Raw genomic sequence first — 22,220 nt, forward strand, 5'->3', positions numbered from 1 at the left:
GGGTGTGGCGGGGCATCCCCCACCACAGCCGAAACGGCCCCCGGCAAGCGCCGGGGGCCGTTCTCGGTGGAGCGATCGATCAGTTCTGGTAGGACCCGAAGTCGAAGTCGTCCAGGGCCACGGTCTGACCGCTGCCGGAGCCGAAGTAGTCGTCTCCGTAGTTGTCGTAACCGGTGACGGCGTACGCCGCGGCGCGCGCCTCCTCGGTGGGCTCCACCCGGATGTTGCGGTACCGCTCGAGGCCGGTACCAGCCGGGATCAGCTTTCCGATGATCACGTTCTCCTTCAGACCCAGCAGCGAGTCCGACTTGCCGTTGATGGCAGCGTCGGTGAGCACCCGGGTGGTCTCCTGGAAGGAGGCCGCCGAGAGCCACGACTCGGTTGCGAGCGAGGCCTTGGTGATGCCCATCAGCACCGGACGACCCGAGGCGGGCTTGGTGCCCTCGGAGACCGCGCGGCGGTTCTCCTCCTCGTAGCGAACGCGGTCGACCAGGTCGGAGGGCAGCAGCTTGGTGTCACCCGACTCGATCACCGTGACACGGCGCAGCATCTGCCGCACGATGATCTCGATGTGCTTGTCGTGGATCGACACGCCCTGGCTGCGGTAGACCTGCTGGACCTCGGCCACCAGGTGCTCCTGCGCCTTGCGGACGCCGAGGATGCGCAGCACGTCCTGCGGGTCGGGAGTTCCCTGCGTGAGCAGCTGGCCGACCTCGATGTGGTCGCCGTCGGCCACGATCAGGCGCGAACGCTTGCTGACCGGGTACTCCTGGACCTCGGAGCCGTCGTCGGGGGTGACGAGGACCTTGCGGGCCTTGTCGGTGTCCTCGATCTCGACTCGTCCGGCTGCCTCCGCGATCGGTGCACGTCCCTTGGGGGAACGCGCCTCGAACAGCTCGACCACACGGGGCAGACCCTGCGTGATGTCGTCGGCCGAGGCCACACCACCGGTGTGGAAGGTACGCATCGTCAGCTGCGTGCCGGGCTCACCGATGGACTGCGCGGCGATGATGCCCACGGCCTCACCGATGTCGACCATCTTGCCGGTGGCCAGCGAACGGCCGTAGCACTTCGAGCACGTACCGGTCCGCGCATCACAGGTCAGCACGGAGCGGACCTTGACCTGCTCGATCCCGGCCGCGACGAGCTCCTCGATCTTCAGGTCGCCGAGGTCCTCGCCGGCGGCGGCAAGAACCTTGCCGGTCTCCGGGTGCAGGATGTCGACGGCCGCGCTGCGTGCGTACGCCGAGGTCTCGGCGTTCTCGTCCTTGCGGACCACACCGTCCTCGCCGCGCACACCGATGACCTTGGGCATGCCGCGCTCGGTGCCACAGTCGTCCTCGCGGATGATCACGTCCTGCGAGACGTCCACCAGACGACGGGTCAGGTAACCCGAGTCGGCGGTACGCAGCGCGGTGTCGGCGAGACCCTTGCGGGCACCGTGGGTGGAGATGAAGTACTCCAGGACCGAGAGGCCCTCACGGAAGTTCGCCTTGATCGGACGCGGGATGATGTCGCCCTTCGGGTTCGCCACCAGACCACGCATGGCCGCAACCTGACGCATCTGCATCATGTTTCCGGACGCACCGGAGTCGACCATCATGTAGATCGGGTTGTTCTTGTCGAAGTTGGCTTCCATCGCCTTGGCGACCTCGTTGGAGGCCTGGGTCCAGATCTCGATGAGCTCCTGACGGCGCTCGTCGTCGGTGATCAGGCCCAGCTCGGCCTGCGACTGGACCTTGGCGGCCTTCGCGTCGTACTTCGCGAGGATCTCCGGCTTGTCCGCAGGAGTCACGACGTCCTCGATCGAGACCGTCACACCCGAGAACGTGGCCCACAGGAAGCCGGTGTCCTTGAGTGCGTCCAGGCTGTTGGCCACCTCGACCTTGGTGTAGCGCTCGGCGAGGTTGTTCACGATCCGGCCGAGCTCGCGCTTGCCGACGTTGAACTCGGCGTACTCGTAGTTCGCGGGCAGCGTCTGGTTGAACAGCGCCCGGCCCAGGGTGGTCTCGAGGGTGATCGGGTCACCCTCCTCCCAGCCCTCGGGAAGCGTCGTGCCGGCAGGCGGCACCACACCCGTGAGACGGATCCGGATCTTCGACTGGATGGTGATCTCGCCCTTGTCGAGCGCCATGATCGCCTCGGCGACCGAGGAGAACGCACGGCCCTCGCCGGGTGCACCCTCGTCCGCACGGGTCAGGAAGAAGATCCCGATGATCATGTCCTGGGTGGGCATGGTCACGGGGCGACCGTCGGAGGGCTTGAGGATGTTGTTCGTCGACAGCATCAGGATGCGGGCCTCGGCCTGCGCCTCCGCGGAGAGCGGCAGGTGCACGGCCATCTGGTCACCGTCGAAGTCGGCGTTGAACGCCGAGCAGACGAGCGGGTGGATCTGGATGGCCTTGCCCTCGATCAGCTGCGGCTCGAAGGCCTGGATGCCGAGGCGGTGCAGCGTGGGTGCACGGTTGAGCAGCACCGGGTGCTCGGCGATGACCTCTTCGAGCACGTCCCAGACCTCGGGGCGTACGGCGCGCTCCACCATCCGCTTGGCGGACTTGATGTTCTGCGCGTGCGAGAGGTCGACCAGACGCTTCATCACGAACGGCTTGAACAGCTCGATCGCCATGTTCTTGGGCAGACCGCACTGGTGCAGCTTGAGCTGCGGACCGGACACGATGACCGAACGACCCGAGTAGTCCACGCGCTTGCCGAGCAGGTTCTGGCGGAACCGGCCCTGCTTGCCCTTGAGCATGTCGGAGAGCGACTTCAGCGGCCGGTTGCCCGGGCCGGTGACCGGACGCCCACGGCGGCCGTTGTCGAACAGCGAGTCGACGGCCTCCTGGAGCATCCGCTTCTCGTTGTTGACGATGATCTCGGGAGCACCGAGGTCCAGGAGCCGCTTGAGCCGGTTGTTCCGGTTGATCACACGACGGTAGAGGTCGTTGAGGTCGGAGGTGGCGAACCGGCCACCGTCGAGCTGCACCATCGGGCGCAGGTCCGGCGGGATCACCGGGACGGCGTCGAGCACCATGCCCAGCGGGCTGTTCTGCGTCTTGCGGAACGCGTCGACGACCTTGAGACGCTTCAGCGCACGGACCTTCTTCTGACCCTTGCCGTTGGCGATGGTGTCGCGCAGCGACTCCACCTCAGCGGCGATGTCGAAGGTCTCCAGGCGCTTCTGGATCGCCGTGGCGCCCATGAAGCCCTCGAAGTACTTGCCGAACCAGTTCTTCATCTCGCGGTAGAGGAGCTCGTCGCCCATCAGGTCCTGGACCTTGAGGGTCTTGAACGTGTTCCAGACCTCGTCGAGGCGGGCGAGCTCGGCGTCCGAGCGCTTGCGCACGGCCGTCATCTCCCGCTCGGCGCCGTCGCGGACCTTGCGCTTGACGTCGGCCTTGGCGCCCTCTTCCTCCAGGGCGGCCAGGTCGGTCTCGAGCTTCTTGGTGCGCTCCTCGATCTGGACGTCACGACGGTTCTCCAGGCTCTTGCGCTGGAGGCCGATCTTGCCCTCGAGGTCGGAGAGGTCCCGGTGACGGGCCTCCTCGTCGACGCTGGTGATCATGTACGCCGCGAAGTAGATGACCTTCTCCAGGTCCTTCGGGGCCAGGTCGAGCAGGTAGCCGAGCCGGCTCGGCACACCCTTGAAGTACCAGATGTGCGTCACGGGCGCGGCGAGCTCAATGTGGCCCATGCGCTCACGACGAACCTTGGAGCGGGTCACCTCGACGCCGCAGCGCTCACAGATGATGCCCTTGAAGCGCACGCGCTTGTACTTGCCGCAGTAGCACTCCCAGTCCCGGGTGGGACCGAAGATCTTCTCGCAGAAGAGTCCGTCACGCTCGGGCTTGAGCGTGCGGTAGTTGATCGTCTCGGGCTTCTTGACCTCGCCGTGGCTCCACGCGCGGATCTCGTCCGCGGTGGCCAGGCCGATCTTGAGCTGGTCGAAGAAATTTACATCGAGCACAGTGGCTGCTTCCCTCGTTCTACTTCTTTAGCTGAATGTGTGGGGACTGAGGTGCCGGGCGGCGACCAGTGGTTGCCGCCCGGCGACATCTCAGACTTCCTCGACGCTGCTGGGCTCGCGGCGGGACAGGTCGATGCCGAGCTCCTCGGCGGCGCGGAAGACGTCTTCCTCCGCGTCGCGCATCTCGATCGCGGTGCCGTCCTGGGACAGCACCTCGACGTTGAGGCAGAGCGACTGCATCTCCTTGACGAGAACCTTGAACGACTCGGGGATCCCGGAGTCGGGGATGTTCTCGCCCTTGACGATGGCCTCGTAGACCTTGACGCGACCAGGCACGTCGTCGGACTTGATCGTCAGCAGCTCCTGGAGCGCGTAGGCAGCGCCGTACGCCTCCATGGCCCAGACCTCCATCTCACCGAAGCGCTGGCCACCGAACTGGGCCTTACCGCCGAGCGGCTGCTGGGTGATCATCGAGTAGGGGCCGGTCGAACGAGCGTGGATCTTGTCGTCGACGAGGTGGTGGAGCTTGAGGATGTACATGTAGCCCACCGACACCGGGTCGGGGAACGGCTCCCCGGAACGGCCGTCGAACAGCTTGGCCTTTCCGTTCTCACCCACGACTCGGACACCGTCACGGTTGGGCAGGCTCGACCCGAGAAGACCGACGATCTCGTCCTCACGCGCGCCGTCGAACACCGGTGTCGCCACGTTGGTGTCCGGCTCGGCGGTGTCGGCGTGGATCTTGATCAGCCGCTGCTTCCAGTCGGCGTCTGCCTTGTCCTCGTGCAGGTTGAGGTCCCAACCCTGCTTCGCGATCCAGCCGAGGTGGAGCTCGAGGATCTGGCCGATGTTCATCCGTCGCGGGACGCCCAGCGGGTTCAGGATCACGTCGACCGGGGTGCCGTCCTCAGCGAACGGCATGTCCTCGATCGGCAGGATCTTGGCGATGACGCCCTTGTTGCCGTGACGACCCGCGAGCTTGTCGCCCACGGAGATCTTGCGCTTCTGCGCCACGTAGACACGGACCAGCTGGTTCACGCCCGGGGGCAGCTCGTCGCCGTCCTCGCGGTTGAACTCGCGGACGCCGATGACCGTGCCGGACTCGCCGTGCGGGACCTTCATCGAGGTGTCGCGCACCTCGCGCGCCTTCTCACCGAAGATCGCGCGGAGCAGGCGCTCCTCGGGGGTCAGCTCGGTCTCGCCCTTGGGGGTCACCTTGCCGACGAGGATGTCACCGGTGGTGACCTCCGCGCCGACCCGGATGATGCCGCGCTCGTCGAGGTCGGCGAGCAGGTCGTCGCTGACGTTCGGGATGTCGCGGGTGATCTCCTCGGGGCCCAGCTTGGTGTCGCGTGCGTCGACCTCGTGCTCCTCGATGTGGATCGAGGTGAGGACGTCCTCCTGCACCAGACGCTGGGAGAGGATGATCGCGTCCTCGTAGTTGTGACCCTGCCAGGGCATGAAGGCGACGAGCAGGTTGGTGCCCAGCGCCATCTCGCCCTCGTCGGTGCACGGCCCGTCGGCGATCGGCGAACCGACCTCGACCCGGTCACCCTCGGAGACCAGCGGACGCTGGTTGATGCAGGTGCCCTGGTTGGAGCGCGTGAACTTCAGCAGACGGTAGGACTTGTCCCCACCCTCGTCGGTGAAGATCACGACCTCGTCGGCCGAGACCTCCTTGACGACGCCGGCTACGTCGGAGGTGACCACGTCACCCGCGTCCACCGCCGCACGGAACTCCATGCCGGTGCCCACCAGGGGGGCGTCGCTGCGGATGAGCGGCACCGCCTGACGCTGCATGTTGGCGCCCATGAGCGCACGGTTGGCGTCGTCGTGCTCGAGGAACGGGATCAGCGCGGTCGCGACCGACACCATCTGGCGCGGCGAGACGTCCATGTACTCGACCTCGTCGCGCGGGATGTCGACGGTCTCACCGCCGCGGGTGCGGACCAGGACCCGCTCGTCGACGAAGTTGTCGTCGTCGTCGAGCACGGCGTTGGCCTGCGCGATGACTCGCGAGTCCTCCTCGTCGGCCGTGAGGTGGTGGATCTCGTCGGTGACGTGACCGTTGGTGACGACCCGGTAGGGGGTCTCCACGAAACCGAACGGGTTGATCCGCCCGTAGGAGGCGAGCGAGCCGATCAGGCCGATGTTCGGGCCTTCAGGCGTCTCGATCGGGCACATGCGGCCGTAGTGCGACGGGTGCACGTCGCGCACGTCCATCTGGGCGCGGTCACGGGAGATACCACCCGGGCCGAGCGCGGAGAGACGACGCTTGTGCGTGAGGCCGGCGATCGGGTTCGTCTGGTCCATGAACTGGCTGAGCTGGGAGGTTCCGAAGAACTCCTTCAGCGCCGCCACCACGGGCCGGATGTTGATCAGCGACTGAGGCGTGATCGCCTCGACGTCCTGGGTCGTCATCCGCTCGCGGACCACCCGCTCCATCCGGGCGAGGCCCGTGCGGAGCTGGTTCTGGATCAGCTCGCCGACCGTGCGCATGCGCCGGTTGCCGAAGTGGTCGATGTCGTCCTTGCGGACCTCGATCGACTCCCCGTTGGCGTTCTTGACCTCGTTGCCCTGCGCGTCGACGAGGTGCTTCTTGTCGGCGTGCAGCTGCACGATGTAGCGGATCGTCGCCACGATGTCGTCGATGGTCAGCGTCTGCTGGTCGAAGGCCTCGTGGGTGCCGAGCTTCTTGTTGATCTTGTAGCGACCGACCTTGGCCAGGTCGTAGCGCTTGGGGTTGAAGTAGTAGTTCTGCAGCAGCGTCTGCGCAGCCTCACGCGTGGGCGGTTCGCCCGGGCGGAGCTTGCGGTAGATGTCGAGCAGCGCGTCGTCCTGAGCCTCGGTGTTGTCCTTCTCGAGGGTCAGCATCATCGACTCGTACTCGCCGAACTCTTCGCGGATCTGCTCGTTGGTCCAGCCGAGGGCCTTGAGCAGCACCGTGACGTTCTGCTTGCGCTTGCGGTCGAGGCGTACGCCGACCATGTCGCGCTTGTCGATCTCGAACTCCAGCCACGCACCGCGCGACGGGATCACCTTGGCGGTGAAGATGTCCTTGTCCGAGGTCTTGTCAGCCGAACGCTCGAAGTACACACCGGGCGAGCGGACGAGCTGGGAGACCACGACACGCTCGGTGCCGTTGATGATGAAGGTGCCCTTGCGGGTCATCATCGGGAAGTCACCCATGAAGACCGTCTGGCCCTTGATCTCGCCGGTCTCACCGTTGGTGAACTCGGCCGAGACGTAGAGGGGCCGGGAGTAGGTGAAGTCCTTGTCCTTGCACTCCTCCTCGGTGTACTTCGGGTCGAGGAACACGGGGTTCTCGAACGAGAGCGACATCGTCTCGGAGAAGTCCTCGATCGGGGAGATCTCCTCGAAGATCTCGTGGAGTCCCGACTTCTGCGAGAGCTCCTCGCCGAGACTGCGGCGATCCGCGACCTTCTGCTCCCACTTCTCGTTGCCGATCAGCCAGTCGAAGCTGTCGGTCTGGAGGGCCAGCAGCTGCGGGACCTCGAGTGGTTCGGAGATCTTTGCGAAGGAGATGCGTCGGGGGGTCTTGATGTTGCTGTTCTTGCGGCGCGAGGCGGCCAAGAGTGGTCCTTCCGAGGCTCACATGTGTGGCGGCGCCGTCCCACCACGAACCAAGCCACCGGGCAGGCAGGACGTATTTGAGGGAGGGCGCAAAGATTCAGATTACAGTACGCCCCAAGCCAGACACAACCCGGGTCTTGCAGCGGATCAGCCTGGCGCCTCTTGGCCGAGACCCTACCCCGTCAGTAGCTCTTGAGATCGCCGACAAGCCAGTTGTTGCCGGCCTTCTCCATCGTCATCGCGACCCGGTTCTGGAAGATCTGGGGGTCGCGGCCGGGCCGGGTCGAGGTCTGGTTGACGTAGACGAGGACCTCGACGACCTCAGCCTCCGCCTTCATCACGCCGGAGCCGAGCACCGCCGCGGTGACCGCCGTCTTGCTCTGCACGGCTGCACCCGGGGTGCCGTCCTTCTGCTTCTCGAGCAGCTCGAAGTTCTCGAGGTAGTCCTTGGCGAAGTCGTCGGTCAGGAAGGCCTCGGCCCGCTTCCGGTCCGCCGGCAGGTTCTTGTAGTCGTAGGCGAGCATCGCCTTCGCGGCCCGCTCGGCTGCGGCCGGGGCCTGGTCGCGCGCGTCGGCCACCCGGGCGTTCTCACGCACCTCGAGCCCGAACCAGCCTGCCGCGACCAGCATCGCGACGGTGAGGACGGCAAGCACGGCGGCGAGGATCACCGAGCCGCGCGTCGCCGGCTGCCCCGGTGGCCTCGCGGCTCGCGGAGCCCGCTGCTTGCGGTCCAGGCGGGGCTTGCGCCGCGTGACCGGCGCAGTGTCCGGTCCCTCGACCGGCGCGACAGGCGCCGGGGCAGCCTCGGCAGATCCGGAGTCCTCGACCTCGCGCCACGGGCGCTTGGCCAGGTCGACCGTCGTCCCGCCGGCGGGCGCCCCGAGGCTGCGGTCGTACGCCGCCCGGCTCGCCGGGTCCAGCAGCACGTCGGCGGCCTCGTTGAACAGCCGGAACTGCCCGGATCCGGAGCCGGGCTCGAACCGGTCGGTCGAGTTCCGCCAGGCGGCCTTGATCTGCTCGGGCGTCGCGTCCGGCTCGACGCCGAGGACGTCGTACCAGGTCGGGTTCGTGGAGGAGGTCATCTCGTCAGCTCACCGGGTTGAAGTCGTCGACGCGCCAGGATCCGTCCACCTTCACCACGTCCACCGTCCAGCGGTAGTGGTGCTGGAGCTTGCCCTGGGTGGTGGTCACCTCGGCGTCGTGGACGACGAGCACCGTCGCGGAGTCGTCGTCGGCACTGCCGACACCGGTGAGGAGGACCTTGCCCGAGCCCTTGACCTTGGCGGCCTCGTAGCTCTGCTTCATCACCTTGAAGACCTCTGAGTTCTTGGTCTGGGCCTTGGTGGTGAGCAGCTCGTTGACCTGCTTGATGTAGTCGTCGAACTTCGCTCCGTCCACCTTGTCCATCCGCAGCGCGAACTGGGTCGCGACGTTGACCGCGGCCGTGCGCTCCTTGTCCTGCTCGCGTTCGTCCCGGACCTGCAGCCCCAGCCAGACCGCCGCGACGGAGCCCGCGACGAGGAGCACCGCCAGCACCAGGCTGAGGATGCGGATCGGGCGCGCTCCGACCCGGGCGCGTCCACGACGCGGAGGGGTGCCGAGGTCGTCGACCTCGGCACTGGTTGCCTTGCTCAAGAACTACTCCTGGTCTGCCATCGCCGGCTTCAGCAGCAGGGACTTCCAGGAGTCCTTGCCGTAGAGCTGGGCGGCACCGCCGTCGTAGGCGATCCTGGCGCTGTCGTCCTGGTCGGCCCAGGCTGTCTTGCCGGTGGCCGCATCGTACGTGGCCACCGGTGCCCGGTAGCCGGCGCCGGTTCGCCCGACCGGGGTCTTCTCGGCCCCTCGGTACGCCTTGCCCGGGTTGGTGCAGCCTGCCTTCACGTTCATCGGACGGTCGGCCGTGTCCTGGGGCTCGCGGCGGTCCGTGGACTCGTAGCCCTCGCGGCAGACCTCCGGGACGGGGTTGAGCACCAGTCCGAACTGGGCGTCGTAGCGGCCTTCACGATTCTTCTTGGAGACGGTGTAGCCGCCGGCGACCACGTAGGGGTAGATGATCAGCAGCTGCTTGATGCCCTTGAGGTGCTTGACCACCACCTCGCCGGTGGTGACCAGGTTGTTGAGCAGCTCGCCGAGGTTCACCTGGTTCTGCTCCAGGAACGTGCGCAGCTCGTTGGCCGTGGCCGAGCCGTTGTCGATCACCGAGCGCAGCGAGGCGTCGTTGTCGGCGAGGGTCCCGGTGAACAGGGACAGGTCGCGGGAGAAGCTCCTGATCGCCGACCCCTTGTCCACCTGGGTCTGCAGCACCACGCGCGCATCACGGATCAGCGCAGTGGTCACGTCGAAGTTCGCGTTGGCAGTGTCGATGAACGAGGTCGAGGTGTCGATGATCTGGCCCAGGCTGGGGCCGGCGTCCTTGAACGCGGTGCCGGTCTCGGAGATGACGGTGCGCAGGTCGGCCTGAGGCACCGAGCGCACCAGCTTGCTGAGGTTGGTGAGCAGCTCGGTGGTGGAGACCGGGGTCTCGGTCTTCTCCGCGGCGATCTCGGAGTCGTCCTCGAGGTAGGGACCCTCGTCGGTCTGCGGCTGCAGCTCGACGTACTGCTCACCGACCGCGGACTTGTTCCCGACCAGGGCCAGGGTGTCCTTGGGGATCTTCTCGCTGCTCTTCTCGATCGAGAGGAGCACGTCGACCCCCTCCTCGGTCAGCTTCATCGCCGAGACCTGCCCGACGCCGACGCCGCGGTAGGTGACCTCGGCCCCGGTGAAGATCCCGCCGGACTCCTTGAGGTGCACCTTCACGGTGTACGCCGAGTCGTAGAACAGCCTGTCCAGGCGCGCGTAGCGGGCGCCGACGAAGGTCACTCCCACCAGCGTGAGGATGACGAACGCGATCAGCTGCTTCTTCGTGCGTGAGGTGATCATCGGACCTCAGCCACCCCCTGCAGGAGCATCGTGCCGATCCCGGGGTGCCGGCCGTGGGCAGCCAGGCCGAACGGGTCGAGCGGACCGGAGGTGTCGCCCGGCGCGACCCGGGGTCGCAGTCCCAGGCCGCCGGTGAGCCCACCGAGGAGCCCGCCGTTGGACTGGTTGCCGTTGGCCTTGTTCCCACCGAGCAGGCCACCGGCGGTGCCGCCCCTGATCGTGCCACCGGTGGTGGCGCCGCCCTTGGTCAAGTTGGCAAGCGCATCTCCGAGCGGGCCTAGGAGGCCCTGGAGGAGCTGCTGGATCTGCGGGGGCGTGAGGATCTCAAGCGTTTTCAGCAGGTCCTGGACCAGGGTGCCCACGCTGCCGAGGAGCTTGGTGGGGTCCGGGGCGCGGCACTGCTTCTTGGCCTGCGACAGCGCATTGGCCAGCAGCCGGTCCACGATGGCGGCCCGCAGTTCTTCCCGCTCGTCGTCGGTGATCAGAGGGTTGGGCGGGAGCGCGTCGACAAGGGTCCTCGCCACCTGCCGCACGGCGGCCTCGGTCTGGTCGACCACCTCGTCGAGGATGTTGCACACCGGGGCGAGCACGTCGCCGAGCGTCTCCAGGCTGAGGTCGAGGTTGATCGAGAGGTTGGTGTAGTCGCCCATGTGCAGGTTGCGCGCCACCTCCGGGTCACGGCCCACCGCCTCGTCCACGAAGGGATAGGTCAAGAAGACCTGGAAGGCCTTGGGGAGGTACTCCCCCGCCTTGGCGAAGCCGTCGAGCACGGGCGCGAGGTCGCGCAGGCTGTTGATCGTGGACTCCTTGGAGGCCTGGATCACCCGGACCCCGACACCGCTGAGGCGGTTCAGCGCCTCGAGCAGCTTGACGAGGTCCTCGCGCTGCCGGTTCACCGAGCGCAACGTGTCGGGCACGTTGTCCAGGGCGCTCTTGATGGTGGCGTCCTGGCGCTTGAGCTGCACCGCGAGCCGGTTGGTGTTCTCCAGGGCCTGGACGATCGCGCCCTTGTTGCGGTCGAGCTGACCCATGAAGGAACGGATCTGGTCGAGGACCGAGCGCACCTCGGACTCGCGTCCCTCGAAGGTGTTGTTCAGCTCGGAGACGATCGTCTTGAGCTGGGCGACGCCACCGCCGTTGAGCAGCAGCGACAACGCGCCGAGGACTTCCTCCACCTCGGGGTTGCGCCCGGTGCGGTCGAGGCCGATGACGTCCTTGTCGCCCAGCTTCCCGCTGCCGGGCTCCTGCGGCGGGCTGAGCGACACGAACTTCTCGCCCAACAGGCTGGTCTGGCGGATCTCGGCGCGCGCGTTGTTGGGCAGGTCGACGTCCTTGCGCATCTCGATGGCGACCTCGGCGACGTACCCCTTGAGCTTGACCGACTTGACCTTGCCGACGGTGACGTCGTCGACCTTGACCGTGGACTGGGGAACCAGGTCCAGGACGTCGCGGAACATCACCGTGACCTTCATCGGGTCGTCGCCGGTATCTGCTCCACCGGGCAGCGGCACGTCGTAGACCGAGCAGCCGGAGAGCACCAGCGCAGCGGAGACGGTGCCGACCAGGCCGGTGAGGGCGCGCCGCCCCCACGAACGGTGCGGTCGGGGCGTGCTCATCGCGACACCTCCATCAGGCCACCGAGCGACCGGTCGATCGGCTCCAGGACGCGCGGCTCCATCTCGACGCCATTGCCGGCGAAGGGTGCCGCACGGTTGAGGGCGCCCGGCTTCAGGACGGTCTTGATCAGGTCGCAGGCACGGTCACCGAGCCCGTCGTTGCCGTCCAGCTTGACGATCCCGCACAGCACGGAGGCGGGATCGGCGCTCAGCTGGCTGAACGTCTCGCCGATGTTGAGGCGGGTGTCCAGGGTGCCGTTGCGGACGTTGCCGGACAGGTACAGGTTGTTCAGCGCGCCCGGAGCGATCCGCAGGATCTCGTCGAGTGCGGAGCGCCGCTTGACCAAGGTCTTCGAGAGCTGGTTGAGCCCGGAGATGTTGCTGGTCAGGGAGTCGCGGTTCTCCCGGACGAAGCCACGGACCTCGCGCATCGCCACGCTGAGGTTGCGCAGCGCGGTGGCGAGCTCCTCGCGCTCGTCGGCCAGCAGGTCGGCACCACTGGCCAGGGAGTCGTTGAACTTGCGCACCGTGGTGTCGTTGTCGGCCAGGGTCTTGGTGAAGTCCTCGACCTGGGCGATGGTCCCGAACAGCGCGTCCTTGTTGTCCGCGAGCGTCTTGGTGAACGCGCCGAGGTCCTTCAGCGTGGTGTTGAACTGCGCACCCTGTCCCCCGAAGTTGCGCGCGGTGGAGTCCAGGAGCCGGGTCAGCGGCCCGACCCCGCCCTCGCCGGGCTTGTTGGCGCCGTCGGGGCCCAGCGCGATGTCGAGGTCGTTGAGGCTGCCGAAGATCTCGTCGAGCTCCAGCGGCGTGCCGGTTCGGTCCAGGCCGAGCTTTGCCTTGTCGGCAAGCACTGGTCCGGAGTCGTAGGCGGGCGTCATCTGGACGAAGCGGTCGCCGACGATCGAGGGCGAGATCACCGCCGCCTGCACGTCCTCGGGCAGCTTGTGCTTGGCGTCGTAGGTCATCTCGACCCGCACCTTGGTGCCTATCGGGGTCACCTTGTCGACCTTGCCGACCGCGACGCCCAGGATCTTCACGTCGGAGCCCTCGTAGAGGGAGACCGTGCGCGGGAAGTCGGCGGTGACCGTCCTGGTCTCCGCGCCGGGCCAGAACGCGACGAGCAGGGCCGCCACCAGCGCCACCGCGAGCAGTACGCCGAGGATCGGGTTCACCTTGCTGAAGATCTTCATCGTCCCCCCACCCCCGCTGAGGGGACCCCGATCGGGTTGGTCAGGTTGGCGAGCCAGACGTCGAACCAGGGACCGTTGCCGAGGGTGTTGGCGAAGACCCGGTAGAACGGGGCCATCAGCCGCAGGCTCTCGTCGAGGTTCGACTGGTTCTTCAGCAGCACGTTGACCACGCCCTGGAGGTTGGTCAGGGCCGGCTTGAGGTCGGCACGGGTCTGCCGCACCAGCAGGGTGAGCTCGTTTGAGAGCCTGCTGGTGGACACGAGCAGCTGGTGCACGGCCTCACGCCTGGCCACCAGCGCCCGCAGCAGCACGTCGCTGTCCTTCATCAGCGCGACGATGTCCTTGTCGCGCTTGGCCAACGTGCCCGAGACGGTGTTGAGGTTCTTGAGCAGCTCGCCGATCTGGTCATTGCGGCTGGCGACGGTCTCGGAGAGCCGGGAGAGCCCACGCAGGGTTCCCTGGAACGCCGCCGGGGTGTCCTTGGTCAGCTCAGCGAGGGTGTCGATGGACTCACTGAGCTGGTCGACATCGATGTCCTCGGCGCGTTCGGCGAGGCCGGAGAACGCGTCCACCACGTTGTACGGCGAGGAGGTGCGCTCGACCGGGATGGTCGAGTCCTCCTTGAGCTGGCCGGACCCGGCGGGCTCCAGGGCGACGTACATGGCGCCGAGGAGCGTCTTGACCTTGATGGCCGCTCCCGTCTCCTTGCCGAACTTCGAGGGCGTGTCGACCTTGAAGGTCGCCTTCACCTGGTTGCCGTCGAGCTCGACGCCGGTGACCTTGCCGACCCTGACCCCGGCGATGCGTACCTCGTCGTCGGGCTTGAGCCCACCCGACTCGGCGAAGGCAGCGTGGTAGGTGTCGCCGCCGCCGATGATCGGCAGGTCCTGGGCCTTGAAGGCGACCGCCATCAGCAGCGCCAGCACGGCGATGCTGATCGCGCCGATCGGCACTGGGTTGCGTTCGCGGAATGGCTTGCTCATCCGAGGTTGCACCTCGATTGCGCGATGTCGTACTTGATCTGGAACTCCGGCAGCGCGGGCAGGCCGGGAATCTTCGGCGGGACCACGTTCCCCTGGAACTTGCACAGGAAGAAGTTGAAGAACGAGCCGTAGATCGCGGTGCGGCCGATCTTCTCCAGCTTGATCGGCAGGACCTGCATCGCCCGGTCCAGCTCGGCCCGGTCCTTGTTCAGGTTGGTGGCCACCTGGCGCAGGCCCTTCACGTCCTTGACCAGCGAGGGCCGGATGCCCACCGCCAGGTCGGAGGTCTCGTCGGCCAGCGTGGAGATCGACTCCAGGGAGCCGAGGATCGCGTCCTTGTCCTCCACCAGCCCGGCCATGAACGTCTGGAAGGTGGTGATCAGCTCGTTGAGCTGCTTGTCCCGCCCGGCGAGGGTGACCAGGACGTCGTTGAGGTTCTCGATCACGTCGCCGATGACCCTGTCGCGGTCGGCCAGGGTGTTGGTCACCGACGCGGTGCTCTGCAGGAGGGCGTTGAAGTTGCCGCCCTCACCCTGGAAGACGGCGATCAGCTCACTGGAGAGCTTGTTGATGTCGGCCGGTGACAGGGCCGCGAACAGTGGCTTGAACCCGTTGAACAGCACGGTGAGGTCCAACGCCGGCTCGGTGCGGTCCATCGGGATCGTGGTCTGCGCCGCCATCGGCTGCAGGTCACCGACTCCCTGGGTGAGCTGGATGTAACGCTGGCCGACCAGGTTGCGGTAGCGGATGGTCGCGGTGGAGCTCTTGGTCACGATCGAGCTCTTCGCCACGTTGAACGACACCAGCGCCCGCTCCCGGTCGATCACCTTGATGTCGGTGACGCTGCCGACCTTGACGCCGGCGATCCGGATGTCGTCGCCCTTGACCACGCCGGTGGCGTCGGAGAAGACCGCCTTGTAGTCCCGGGTGGAGGTGAAGCTCAGGTTGCCGATCAGCACCACGAGCACGCCCGTGGCCATCGTGGTCACCAGGATGAAGATCACCAGCTTGACTAAGTCGGCGCCGGTCTTCTTGTCCAGGATGCTCATCCGACGCTCACCTCCGTGCCGGCGAGTGCGGGCACGAACAGCAACGAGGCGACGTCGGCCATCTCGTCGACGGGAACGCCCACCGAGGGACCCACGATCGAGTTGATCAGGGCCTTCTGCGAGGCGGTGCCCGAGGTGCCGACGGTGAGACCGGCGGGCTTCGCGGGCTTGTCCGTGGACTGTCCGCCGGCGAACCCGGGGGCGACCCGCTGGTTGTCGCCCTTGCCGATGTTGTCGCTGCCGTCGTTGAGGTTGGGGAGGTCTCCCATCGCCGGGTAGTACGGGATCGGCGGGCTGGGCAGTCCGGCGCAGTTGGGGTCGTTGTCGGCGCCGTACACCGGACGGTCGCTGGCGTTGTAGCCGCGCGGGCCGAAGGTCAGCGTCGTCGGCAGGACCACGACGTTGATGTGGAAGATGAAGTCGCGGAAGGTGTCGGCCAGCCGCGGCGCCTGCTTGACGATCCCCTCGAGCAGGCACGGGAAGGTGCTGGAGTAGCGCTTCAGCAGCGCTATCGTCGGCTCGCTGAGCTTGCCCAGCCGGATGACGTTGTTCCCGTTCTTGTCCAGGAAGCCCTTGGCGGTGTTGGAGAACGAGGTCAGGTCGGTGAGGAACGCGTTCAGCTTCTCCTCCTTGGTGACCAGGGTGTTGCCGGTCTTCACCGTGTTGCGCAGCGTCGCCGCGAGCTGCGGGACCACGTCGGCGTAGGTGTCGGTCACGGTCGCCAGCAGCTTGATGTCCGCGATCAGGTCGGGGATCCGCGGGTTGAGCCGCTTCAGGTAGCCGTCGAGGGTCACCAGGGACTCGCCGACCTTCTCGCCCCGGCCCTCGAGCGCGGTGGCGAGCGCGTTCAGGGTGTAGTTGAGCTCGGCCGGCTGCACCGTGCGCAGCAGCGGGTAGAGGTCGTTGAGCACCCGCTCCACCTCGATGGGGAGCTTGGTCTCGGAGATCTCGTCACCGGCCTTCAGCGACTTCGAGGAGGGCGAGGAGGGGATGGCGAGGTCGACGTACTTCTCGCCGAACAGGGTCTTGGGCAGCAGCGCCGCCGTGACGTTGGCGGGGATCGTGTCGATCACCTCGGGCTTGATGCCGAGCTTCATCGTGGCGCCGCCGCCCTCGGACTTGACCTCGTTGACCTGGCCGACGATGACGCCGCGCACCTTCACGTCCGCCTTGGCGGGCAGGTTGAGGCCGACCGTGCTGGACTTCAGGGTCACGGTGTCGAACGAGGTGAACTTCTGGGTGAAGACCCCGTTGACGACCCAGACGGAGAGCACGAGGAGGGCGACGAAGACGACGCCGAGGATGCGGTGATGGTCCAGAGGTCTCATCTCAACCCGCCAACCTGACGGTGGTCGCCGAGCCCCAGATGGCCATCGAGAGGAACAGGTCGATCACGTTCACGGCCACGATCGAGGTCCGGACGGCACGGCCCACGGCCACCCCCACACCGGCGGGGCCGCCGCTGGCGGTGTAGCCGTGGTAGCAGTGGATCAGGATCACCACGACGGCGAAGACCAGCACCTTCCCGAAGGACCACAAGACGTCACCCGGTGGCAGGAACTGGTTGAAGTAGTGGTCGTAGGTGCCCGGACTCTGGCCGTAGAACTGCGTCACGGTCAGCCGGGTGGCGAAGTAGGAGGAGAGCAGGCCCACGACGTAGAGCGGCACGATGGCGACGAGCCCGGCCACGATCCGGGTGGTGACCAGGAACGGCATCGAGGGGATCGCCATCACCTCGAGGGCGTCGACCTCCTCGGAGATTCGCATCGCCCCGAGCTGGGCGGTGAACCCGCAGCCCACGGTCGCCGCGAGCGCGATGCCGGCGACCAGCGGGGCGATCTCCCGGGTGTTGAAGTACGCCGAGATGAAGCCGGAGAACGCCGCGGTGCCGATCTGGTTCAGGGCGGCGTAACCGGACAGGCCCACCTGGGCGCCGGTGAAGAACGTCATCGCGGTGATCACCCCGACGGTGCCGCCGATGACCGCCAGCGCACCCGAACCGAGGGTGACCTCGGCCAGCAGCCGCAGGATCTCCTTGGGGTAGCGGGTGACCGAACGCGGCGTCACCCGGATGGCGCGCAGGTAGAACGCCAGCTCCTCCCCCATCGTGTCCAGGGAGGAGAGCGGCTTCTCGTAGATGCCCTTGAAGTTCGCCATCGCCTCAGCCCGTCTTCGGCGGGATCAGCTGGAGGTAGAGGGCGCTGATGATCAGGTTCACGATGAACAGCAGCAGGAACGTGATCACCACCGACTCGTTGACCGCGTCGCCGACGCCCTTGGGGCCACCGCCCGCGTTCGAGCCCTTGTAGGCCGCCACGATGGCGGCGATCATCCCGAAGATGAGCGCCTTGATCAGGCCGACCCACAGGTCGGGCAGCTGCGCGAGCGCGGTGAAGCTGGCGATGTAGGCACCTGGCGTGCCGTCCTGCAGGACGACGTTGAACACGTAGCCGCCCGCGACGCCGACGACGGTGACCAGGCCGTTGAGGAAGACCGCGATCATCATGCACGCCAGCACGCGGGGTACGACGAGCCGCTGGATCGGGTCGATGCCGAGCACCATCATCGCGTCGAGCTCTTCGCGGATCTTGCGGGCACCGAGGTCAGCCGCGATCGCGGACCCGCCGGCACCGGCGATCAGCAGCGCGGTGGCGATCGGCGCCGCCTGCTGGACGACCGCCAGCACGGAGGCGGAACCAGTGAACGACTGTGCGCCGAACTGCTTGATCAGGCTGCCCACCTGCAGCGCGATCACCGCACCGAAGGGGATCGCGACCAGGGCGGTGGGCACGATCGTCACCGAGGCGATGAACCAGGCCTGCTGGATGAACTCGCGAGCCTGGAACGGTCGCTTGAACAGGTTGCGCGCCACGTCGAGCGCGAATGCGAACAGCTTCCCCGCGGTTCCGATCGGTGAGAGAACGCGGGTGGCCACAGCGGAGGCCATCAGCAGATCATCCTCCGGTGGTCATGGACATGTTCTCCTCGAACGAGCCGGGAGGCGGCTCCACGCCGTTCTCCCGGCACCAGGCACCGGGCTCGCGCTGGCTGCGCCGGGGCTGTCCGTTGGAGGGCTCGATCTGGAGGGGGATCGGCGGCAGCGGCGGCAGCTCCATGTCCTTCTCCGCCTCGAGCTCGTCGGCGTCCTTCTCCTCCGACATGCCGATCGGGCCCACGACCTGGGCGTTGAGGAACTGACGGACCACCGGCTCCTCCGAGGAGAGCAGCATCTCGCGGGGGCCGAACATCGCCAGGTGCTTGTGGTAGAGCAGGCCGATGTTGTCCGGCACCATCCGGGCGGTGTTGATGTCGTGGGTCACGATCAGGAACGTCGCGTCGATCTGGGCGTTGAGGTCCACGATCAGCTGGTTCAGGAAGGAGGTGCGGACCGGGTCGAGGCCGGAGTCGGGCTCGTCGAAGAGCACGATCTCCGGGTCCAGCACCAGCGCACGGGCGAGGCCGGCGCGCTTGCGCATCCCGCCGGAGATCTCACCGGGCAGCTTGTCCTCGGTGCCGAGCAGCCCGACGAGGTCGAGCTTCTCCATCACGACCTCGCGGACCTGCGACTCGGTCTTCTTGGTGTGCTCGCGCAGCGGGAAGGCGACGTTGTCGTAGAGGTTCATCGAGCCGAACATCGCGCCGTCCTGGAACAGCACGCCAAACAGCTTGCGGATCTCGTAGAGCTCCTTCTCGGGACACGTCGCGATGTCGGTGCCCTGGATGACGACGCTGCCACGGTCGGGCTTGAGCAGCCCGATGATCGTCTTGAGCAGCACGGACTTGCCGGTGCCGGAGGGACCGAGCATCACGCAGATCTCGCCCGCGGGAACGGTCAGGGTGACGTCGCCCCAGATCAGCTGCTTGCCGAAGCTCTTGGTCAGATCCTTGATCTCGATCTCAACACCCATCGAAGGGCCTCCCTGTGCCTCGTCGAACAGCAATCCATGACTGGGCGTCGGCCAGCGCGCAAGCCTCCCCACCTACGCGTACCAACGAGTAGCCCGAGGACAAGTTACGCGTTCTAGTGTCGTGCGTCACCCCGGTGTGCCGGGAGTCTCATGAATGACCGCACTCGTCCCCGAGATTGAGTGAACGACCGTACACGATTCCGGGGACAGCGCAACGGCCGCTCCGGACCCGGAGGTCCGAAACGGCCGTTGCAGATGGTCCCGACCTGCCCGAGCAGGTGCGACCGTTATTCAGCTGTTGCTGGGGAGCAGCGTCACTTGAGGGTGACGGTGGCGCCGGCGCCCTCGAGGGACTCCTTGGCCTTCTCCGCGGCCTCCTTGGTGACCTTCTCGAGGATGGCCTTGGGGGCCGCCTCGACGAGGTCCTTGGCCTCCTTGAGGCCCAGGCTCGTGAGGGCGCGGACCTCCTTGATGACGTTGATCTTCTTCTCGCCGGCAGCCTCGAGGACGACGTCGAACTCGTCCTGCTCGACAACTTCCTCGGCAGCCGCGCCGCCGCCTGCGCCGGGGGCCGCCTGGACGACGGGGGCCGCAGCGGTGACGCCGAAGGTGTCCTCGAACTGCTTCACGAACTCGCTGAGCTCCAGGAGGGTCATCTCCTTGAAAGCGTCGAGCAGCTCGTCGGTGCTGAGCTTCGCCATGGTGGCGTTCCTTTCAGTGGTGCTTATGGCTTCTGCCACGAGCAGGTGGTCAGGCCTCGGGGGTCTCGGGGGCCTCGGTGGTGGTCTCCTCGGCCGCGGGTGCGTCCTCGGTTGCCTCTGGTGCTGCGTCCTCGGTCACGGCCGCCGGCGTACCGGCACCGCCTCCCAGGACACTCGGGTCCTGCTGGGCCTTGGCCTCCAGGGCGCCGGCGAGCCGGGCAACCTGCGAGATCGGGGCCTGGAGCAGGTAGACGGCCTGGCTGAGCGAGGCGAGCATCGCGCCCGCAAGCTTGCCCAGGAGAACCTCGCGGGACTCGAGATCGGCCAGCTTGGCGATCTCGGCAGCCGCCATCGGGGCACCGTCGACATATCCACCCTTGACGACAAGGGCGGGGTTAGCCTTGGCAAAGTCACGCAGACCCTTGGCCGCTTCGACCATGTCGCCGTTGATGAAGGCGATGGCGGTCGGGCCGTTGAGGAGGTCGTCGACGCCGTCGACACCCGCCTGCTTGGCAGCGATCTTGGTCAGCGTGTTCTTGACCACGGCGTAGTGGGCGTTCTCGCCGAGAACTCGCCGCAGTTCCTGCAGCTGCTTCACGGTGAGACCGCGGTACTCGGTCAGCACAGCGCCGGTGGAGTCGTTGAACGAGTCGACGATCTCCGCGACGGCTGCTGCCTTGTCTGGCCGCGCCATGGGTCTCCTTCCAGCTTGAGCACTGATGTGTGCACGGACGACGCGCGGGTTGCACGGCGTCCAGAAGCCGGGACCGACATGAAAAACGCCCTGTGCAGGTGCACAGGGCGGATGACGACTTCGTCGTCTCACTCGGTGTCACCTGGGCAGGTCGTCCGCTTGTCGCGAACCTTCGGATCCTTCCTGTGAAGGAGGGACCAACCGGCTGTCTTCGGCTTCAGGGAGTGACTCTACGGGCTGGGGGTGCCGGTCACCAAATCACGCTGGTGCCGGCCCCCCGGCCGTGGCTCACTCGTCGGCGGCAGCGACGTTCTTGGTGCGGTTGGGGTCGACCTGGATGCCGGGGCCCATGGTCGTGGAGACCACGACCTTGCGGATGTAGCGGCCCTTGGAGCTGGCCGGCTTGAGCCGCAGCACCTCCTCGAGGGCAGCGGCGTAGTTCTCCGCGAGCTGGAGCTCGCTGAAGGACGCCTTGCCGATGATGAAGTGCAGGTTGGCGTGCCGGTCGACGCGGAACTCGATCTTTCCGCCCTTGATGTCCGAGACGGCCTTGGCGACGTCAGGGGTCACCGTGCCGGTCTTCGGGTTGGGCATCAGGCCACGGGGGCCGAGGACGCGGCCGAGGCGGCCGACCTTGCCCATCATGTCCGGGGTCGCGACGACGGCGTCGAAGTCGAGCCACCCGCCGTTGACCTTCTCGATCAGCTCGTCGCCACCGACCACGTCGGCGCCGGCCTCGCGGGCGGCGTCGGCCTTGTCACCGTTGGCGAACACGAGGACCTTGGCGGTCTTGCCGGTGCCGTGCGGGAGGTTGACGGTGCCGCGGACCATCTGGTCGGCCTTGCGGGGGTCGACCCCGAGGCGCATGGCCACGTCGACGGTCTCGTCGAACTTCTTCTTGGCGCCGTCCTTGGCGATCTTGATCGCGGCGAGGGGGGCGTGGGTCTCGTCCTGGTCGAACGACTTCGCCACCTCGCGGTAGGTCTTGCTGCGCTGCATGTCTGGTTCCTTTGCTTTCCAGTTGTGGTCTACGTGGGCCAGCGCGGCCCTGCCACTCTTGCTTGTCTGCTCGTGCCTGTCGGATCCGGGCGAGCGCCCGGGACCGGTCTCAGTCGGTGGTGATGCCCATCGAGCGGGCGGTGCCCTCGACGATCTTCATCGCCGCGTCGATGTCGTTGGCGTTGAGGTCGGGGAGCTTGGTGGTGGCGATCTCGCGCACCTGGTCCTTGCTCAGCTTGCCGACCTTGTCCTTCTGCGGGACGCCGGAGCCCTTCTGGATCCCGGCAGCCTTCTTGATCAGCTCGGCGGCCGGCGGGGTCTTCGTGATGAAGGTGAAGGACCGGTCCTCGTAGATGGTGATCTCGACGGGGACGACGTTGCCGCGCATGGCTTCGGTCTGGGCGTTGTAGGCCTTGCAGAAGTCCATGATGTTCACGCCGTGCGGGCCGAGTGCCGTACCGACGGGCGGGGCGGGGGTGGCCGCGCCGGCCTTCAGCTGCACCTTGACCAGCGCTGCGATCTTCTTCTTGGGAGGCATTGCTTTCTTCTTTCTCTTCTCGTGGTCAGGACGAGGGCCATGTGCCCTCTGCCACTGGTGTT

General features: G+C 66.9%; 17 protein-coding genes. All 17 read right to left on the bottom strand.

Going from position 1 to position 22,220, the window contains the following annotated elements; genetic code table 11:
* Positions 1-79: 79 nt before the first annotated feature.
* Positions 80-3,964, bottom strand: a complete 3,885-nt coding sequence (locus AC4BGB_RS09605) for a DNA-directed RNA polymerase subunit beta' (protein WP_490546554.1) — start codon at positions 3,962-3,964, stop codon at positions 80-82.
* A 90-nt stretch (positions 3,965-4,054) separates the two neighbouring features.
* On the bottom strand, positions 4,055-7,558 hold the full coding sequence (gene rpoB, locus AC4BGB_RS09610) for a DNA-directed RNA polymerase subunit beta (protein WP_490546555.1): 3,504 nt from the start codon (positions 7,556-7,558) through the stop codon (positions 4,055-4,057).
* 182 nt (positions 7,559-7,740) lie between these two features.
* Positions 7,741-8,640, bottom strand: coding sequence for a J domain-containing protein (locus AC4BGB_RS09615; RefSeq protein ID WP_490546556.1), 900 nt, complete (start codon positions 8,638-8,640; stop codon positions 7,741-7,743).
* A 4-nt stretch (positions 8,641-8,644) separates the two neighbouring features.
* Entirely contained in the window at positions 8,645-9,193 is a 549-nt protein-coding gene (locus tag AC4BGB_RS09620) for a hypothetical protein (protein ID WP_490546557.1), read from the bottom strand.
* 3 nt (positions 9,194-9,196) lie between these two features.
* The gene (locus AC4BGB_RS09625) at positions 9,197-10,480 is read right to left on the bottom strand and encodes an MCE family protein (protein WP_490546558.1); all 1,284 of its coding nucleotides are present in this window, start codon (positions 10,478-10,480) and stop codon (positions 9,197-9,199) included.
* The gene (locus AC4BGB_RS09630) at positions 10,477-12,096 is read right to left on the bottom strand and encodes an MCE family protein (protein WP_490546559.1); all 1,620 of its coding nucleotides are present in this window, start codon (positions 12,094-12,096) and stop codon (positions 10,477-10,479) included. Before AC4BGB_RS09630 ends, AC4BGB_RS09625 begins: the two co-directional genes overlap by 4 nt.
* On the bottom strand, positions 12,093-13,286 hold the full coding sequence (locus AC4BGB_RS09635; RefSeq protein ID WP_490546560.1) for an MCE family protein: 1,194 nt from the start codon (positions 13,284-13,286) through the stop codon (positions 12,093-12,095). The genes AC4BGB_RS09630 and AC4BGB_RS09635 overlap by 4 nt, the downstream gene beginning before the upstream one ends.
* Positions 13,283-14,269 (bottom strand): MCE family protein, encoded by a 987-nt coding sequence (locus AC4BGB_RS09640; protein WP_490546561.1) that lies wholly within the window; start codon positions 14,267-14,269, stop codon positions 13,283-13,285. Before AC4BGB_RS09640 ends, AC4BGB_RS09635 begins: the two co-directional genes overlap by 4 nt.
* Positions 14,266-15,318, bottom strand: coding sequence for an MCE family protein (locus AC4BGB_RS09645; RefSeq protein ID WP_490546562.1), 1,053 nt, complete (start codon positions 15,316-15,318; stop codon positions 14,266-14,268). Before AC4BGB_RS09645 ends, AC4BGB_RS09640 begins: the two co-directional genes overlap by 4 nt.
* Complete coding sequence (locus AC4BGB_RS09650; RefSeq protein WP_490546563.1) at positions 15,315-16,646, bottom strand: MCE family protein; 1,332 nt, start codon at positions 16,644-16,646, stop codon at positions 15,315-15,317. The genes AC4BGB_RS09645 and AC4BGB_RS09650 overlap by 4 nt, the downstream gene beginning before the upstream one ends.
* Position 16,647: 1 nt before the next feature.
* Positions 16,648-17,475 carry an MlaE family ABC transporter permease gene (locus AC4BGB_RS09655; protein ID WP_490546564.1) on the bottom strand — a complete coding sequence of 276 codons (828 nt, stop codon included), beginning with the start codon at positions 17,473-17,475 and terminating at the stop codon, positions 16,648-16,650.
* 4 nt (positions 17,476-17,479) lie between these two features.
* Entirely contained in the window at positions 17,480-18,265 is a 786-nt protein-coding gene (locus AC4BGB_RS09660; RefSeq protein WP_490546565.1) for an MlaE family ABC transporter permease, read from the bottom strand.
* Positions 18,266-18,272: 7 nt separating this feature from the next.
* Complete coding sequence (locus AC4BGB_RS09665) at positions 18,273-19,226, bottom strand: ABC transporter ATP-binding protein (protein ID WP_490546566.1); 954 nt, start codon at positions 19,224-19,226, stop codon at positions 18,273-18,275.
* Positions 19,227-19,540: 314 nt separating this feature from the next.
* Positions 19,541-19,927: a 50S ribosomal protein L7/L12 gene (gene rplL, locus AC4BGB_RS09670; protein ID WP_490546567.1), complete on the bottom strand. Its 387-nt coding sequence runs from the start codon at positions 19,925-19,927 to the stop codon at positions 19,541-19,543.
* A gap of 49 nt (positions 19,928-19,976) precedes the next feature.
* The gene (gene rplJ, locus AC4BGB_RS09675) at positions 19,977-20,621 is read right to left on the bottom strand and encodes a 50S ribosomal protein L10 (RefSeq protein WP_490546568.1); all 645 of its coding nucleotides are present in this window, start codon (positions 20,619-20,621) and stop codon (positions 19,977-19,979) included.
* A gap of 288 nt (positions 20,622-20,909) precedes the next feature.
* Positions 20,910-21,620 (bottom strand): 50S ribosomal protein L1, encoded by a 711-nt coding sequence (gene rplA, locus AC4BGB_RS09680; RefSeq protein WP_490546569.1) that lies wholly within the window; start codon positions 21,618-21,620, stop codon positions 20,910-20,912.
* A 109-nt stretch (positions 21,621-21,729) separates the two neighbouring features.
* Entirely contained in the window at positions 21,730-22,158 is a 429-nt protein-coding gene (gene rplK / locus AC4BGB_RS09685) for a 50S ribosomal protein L11 (protein ID WP_490546570.1), read from the bottom strand.
* Positions 22,159-22,220 lie beyond the last annotated feature (62 nt).

The organism is Nocardioides sp. Z30_9, from assembly GCF_058215735.1.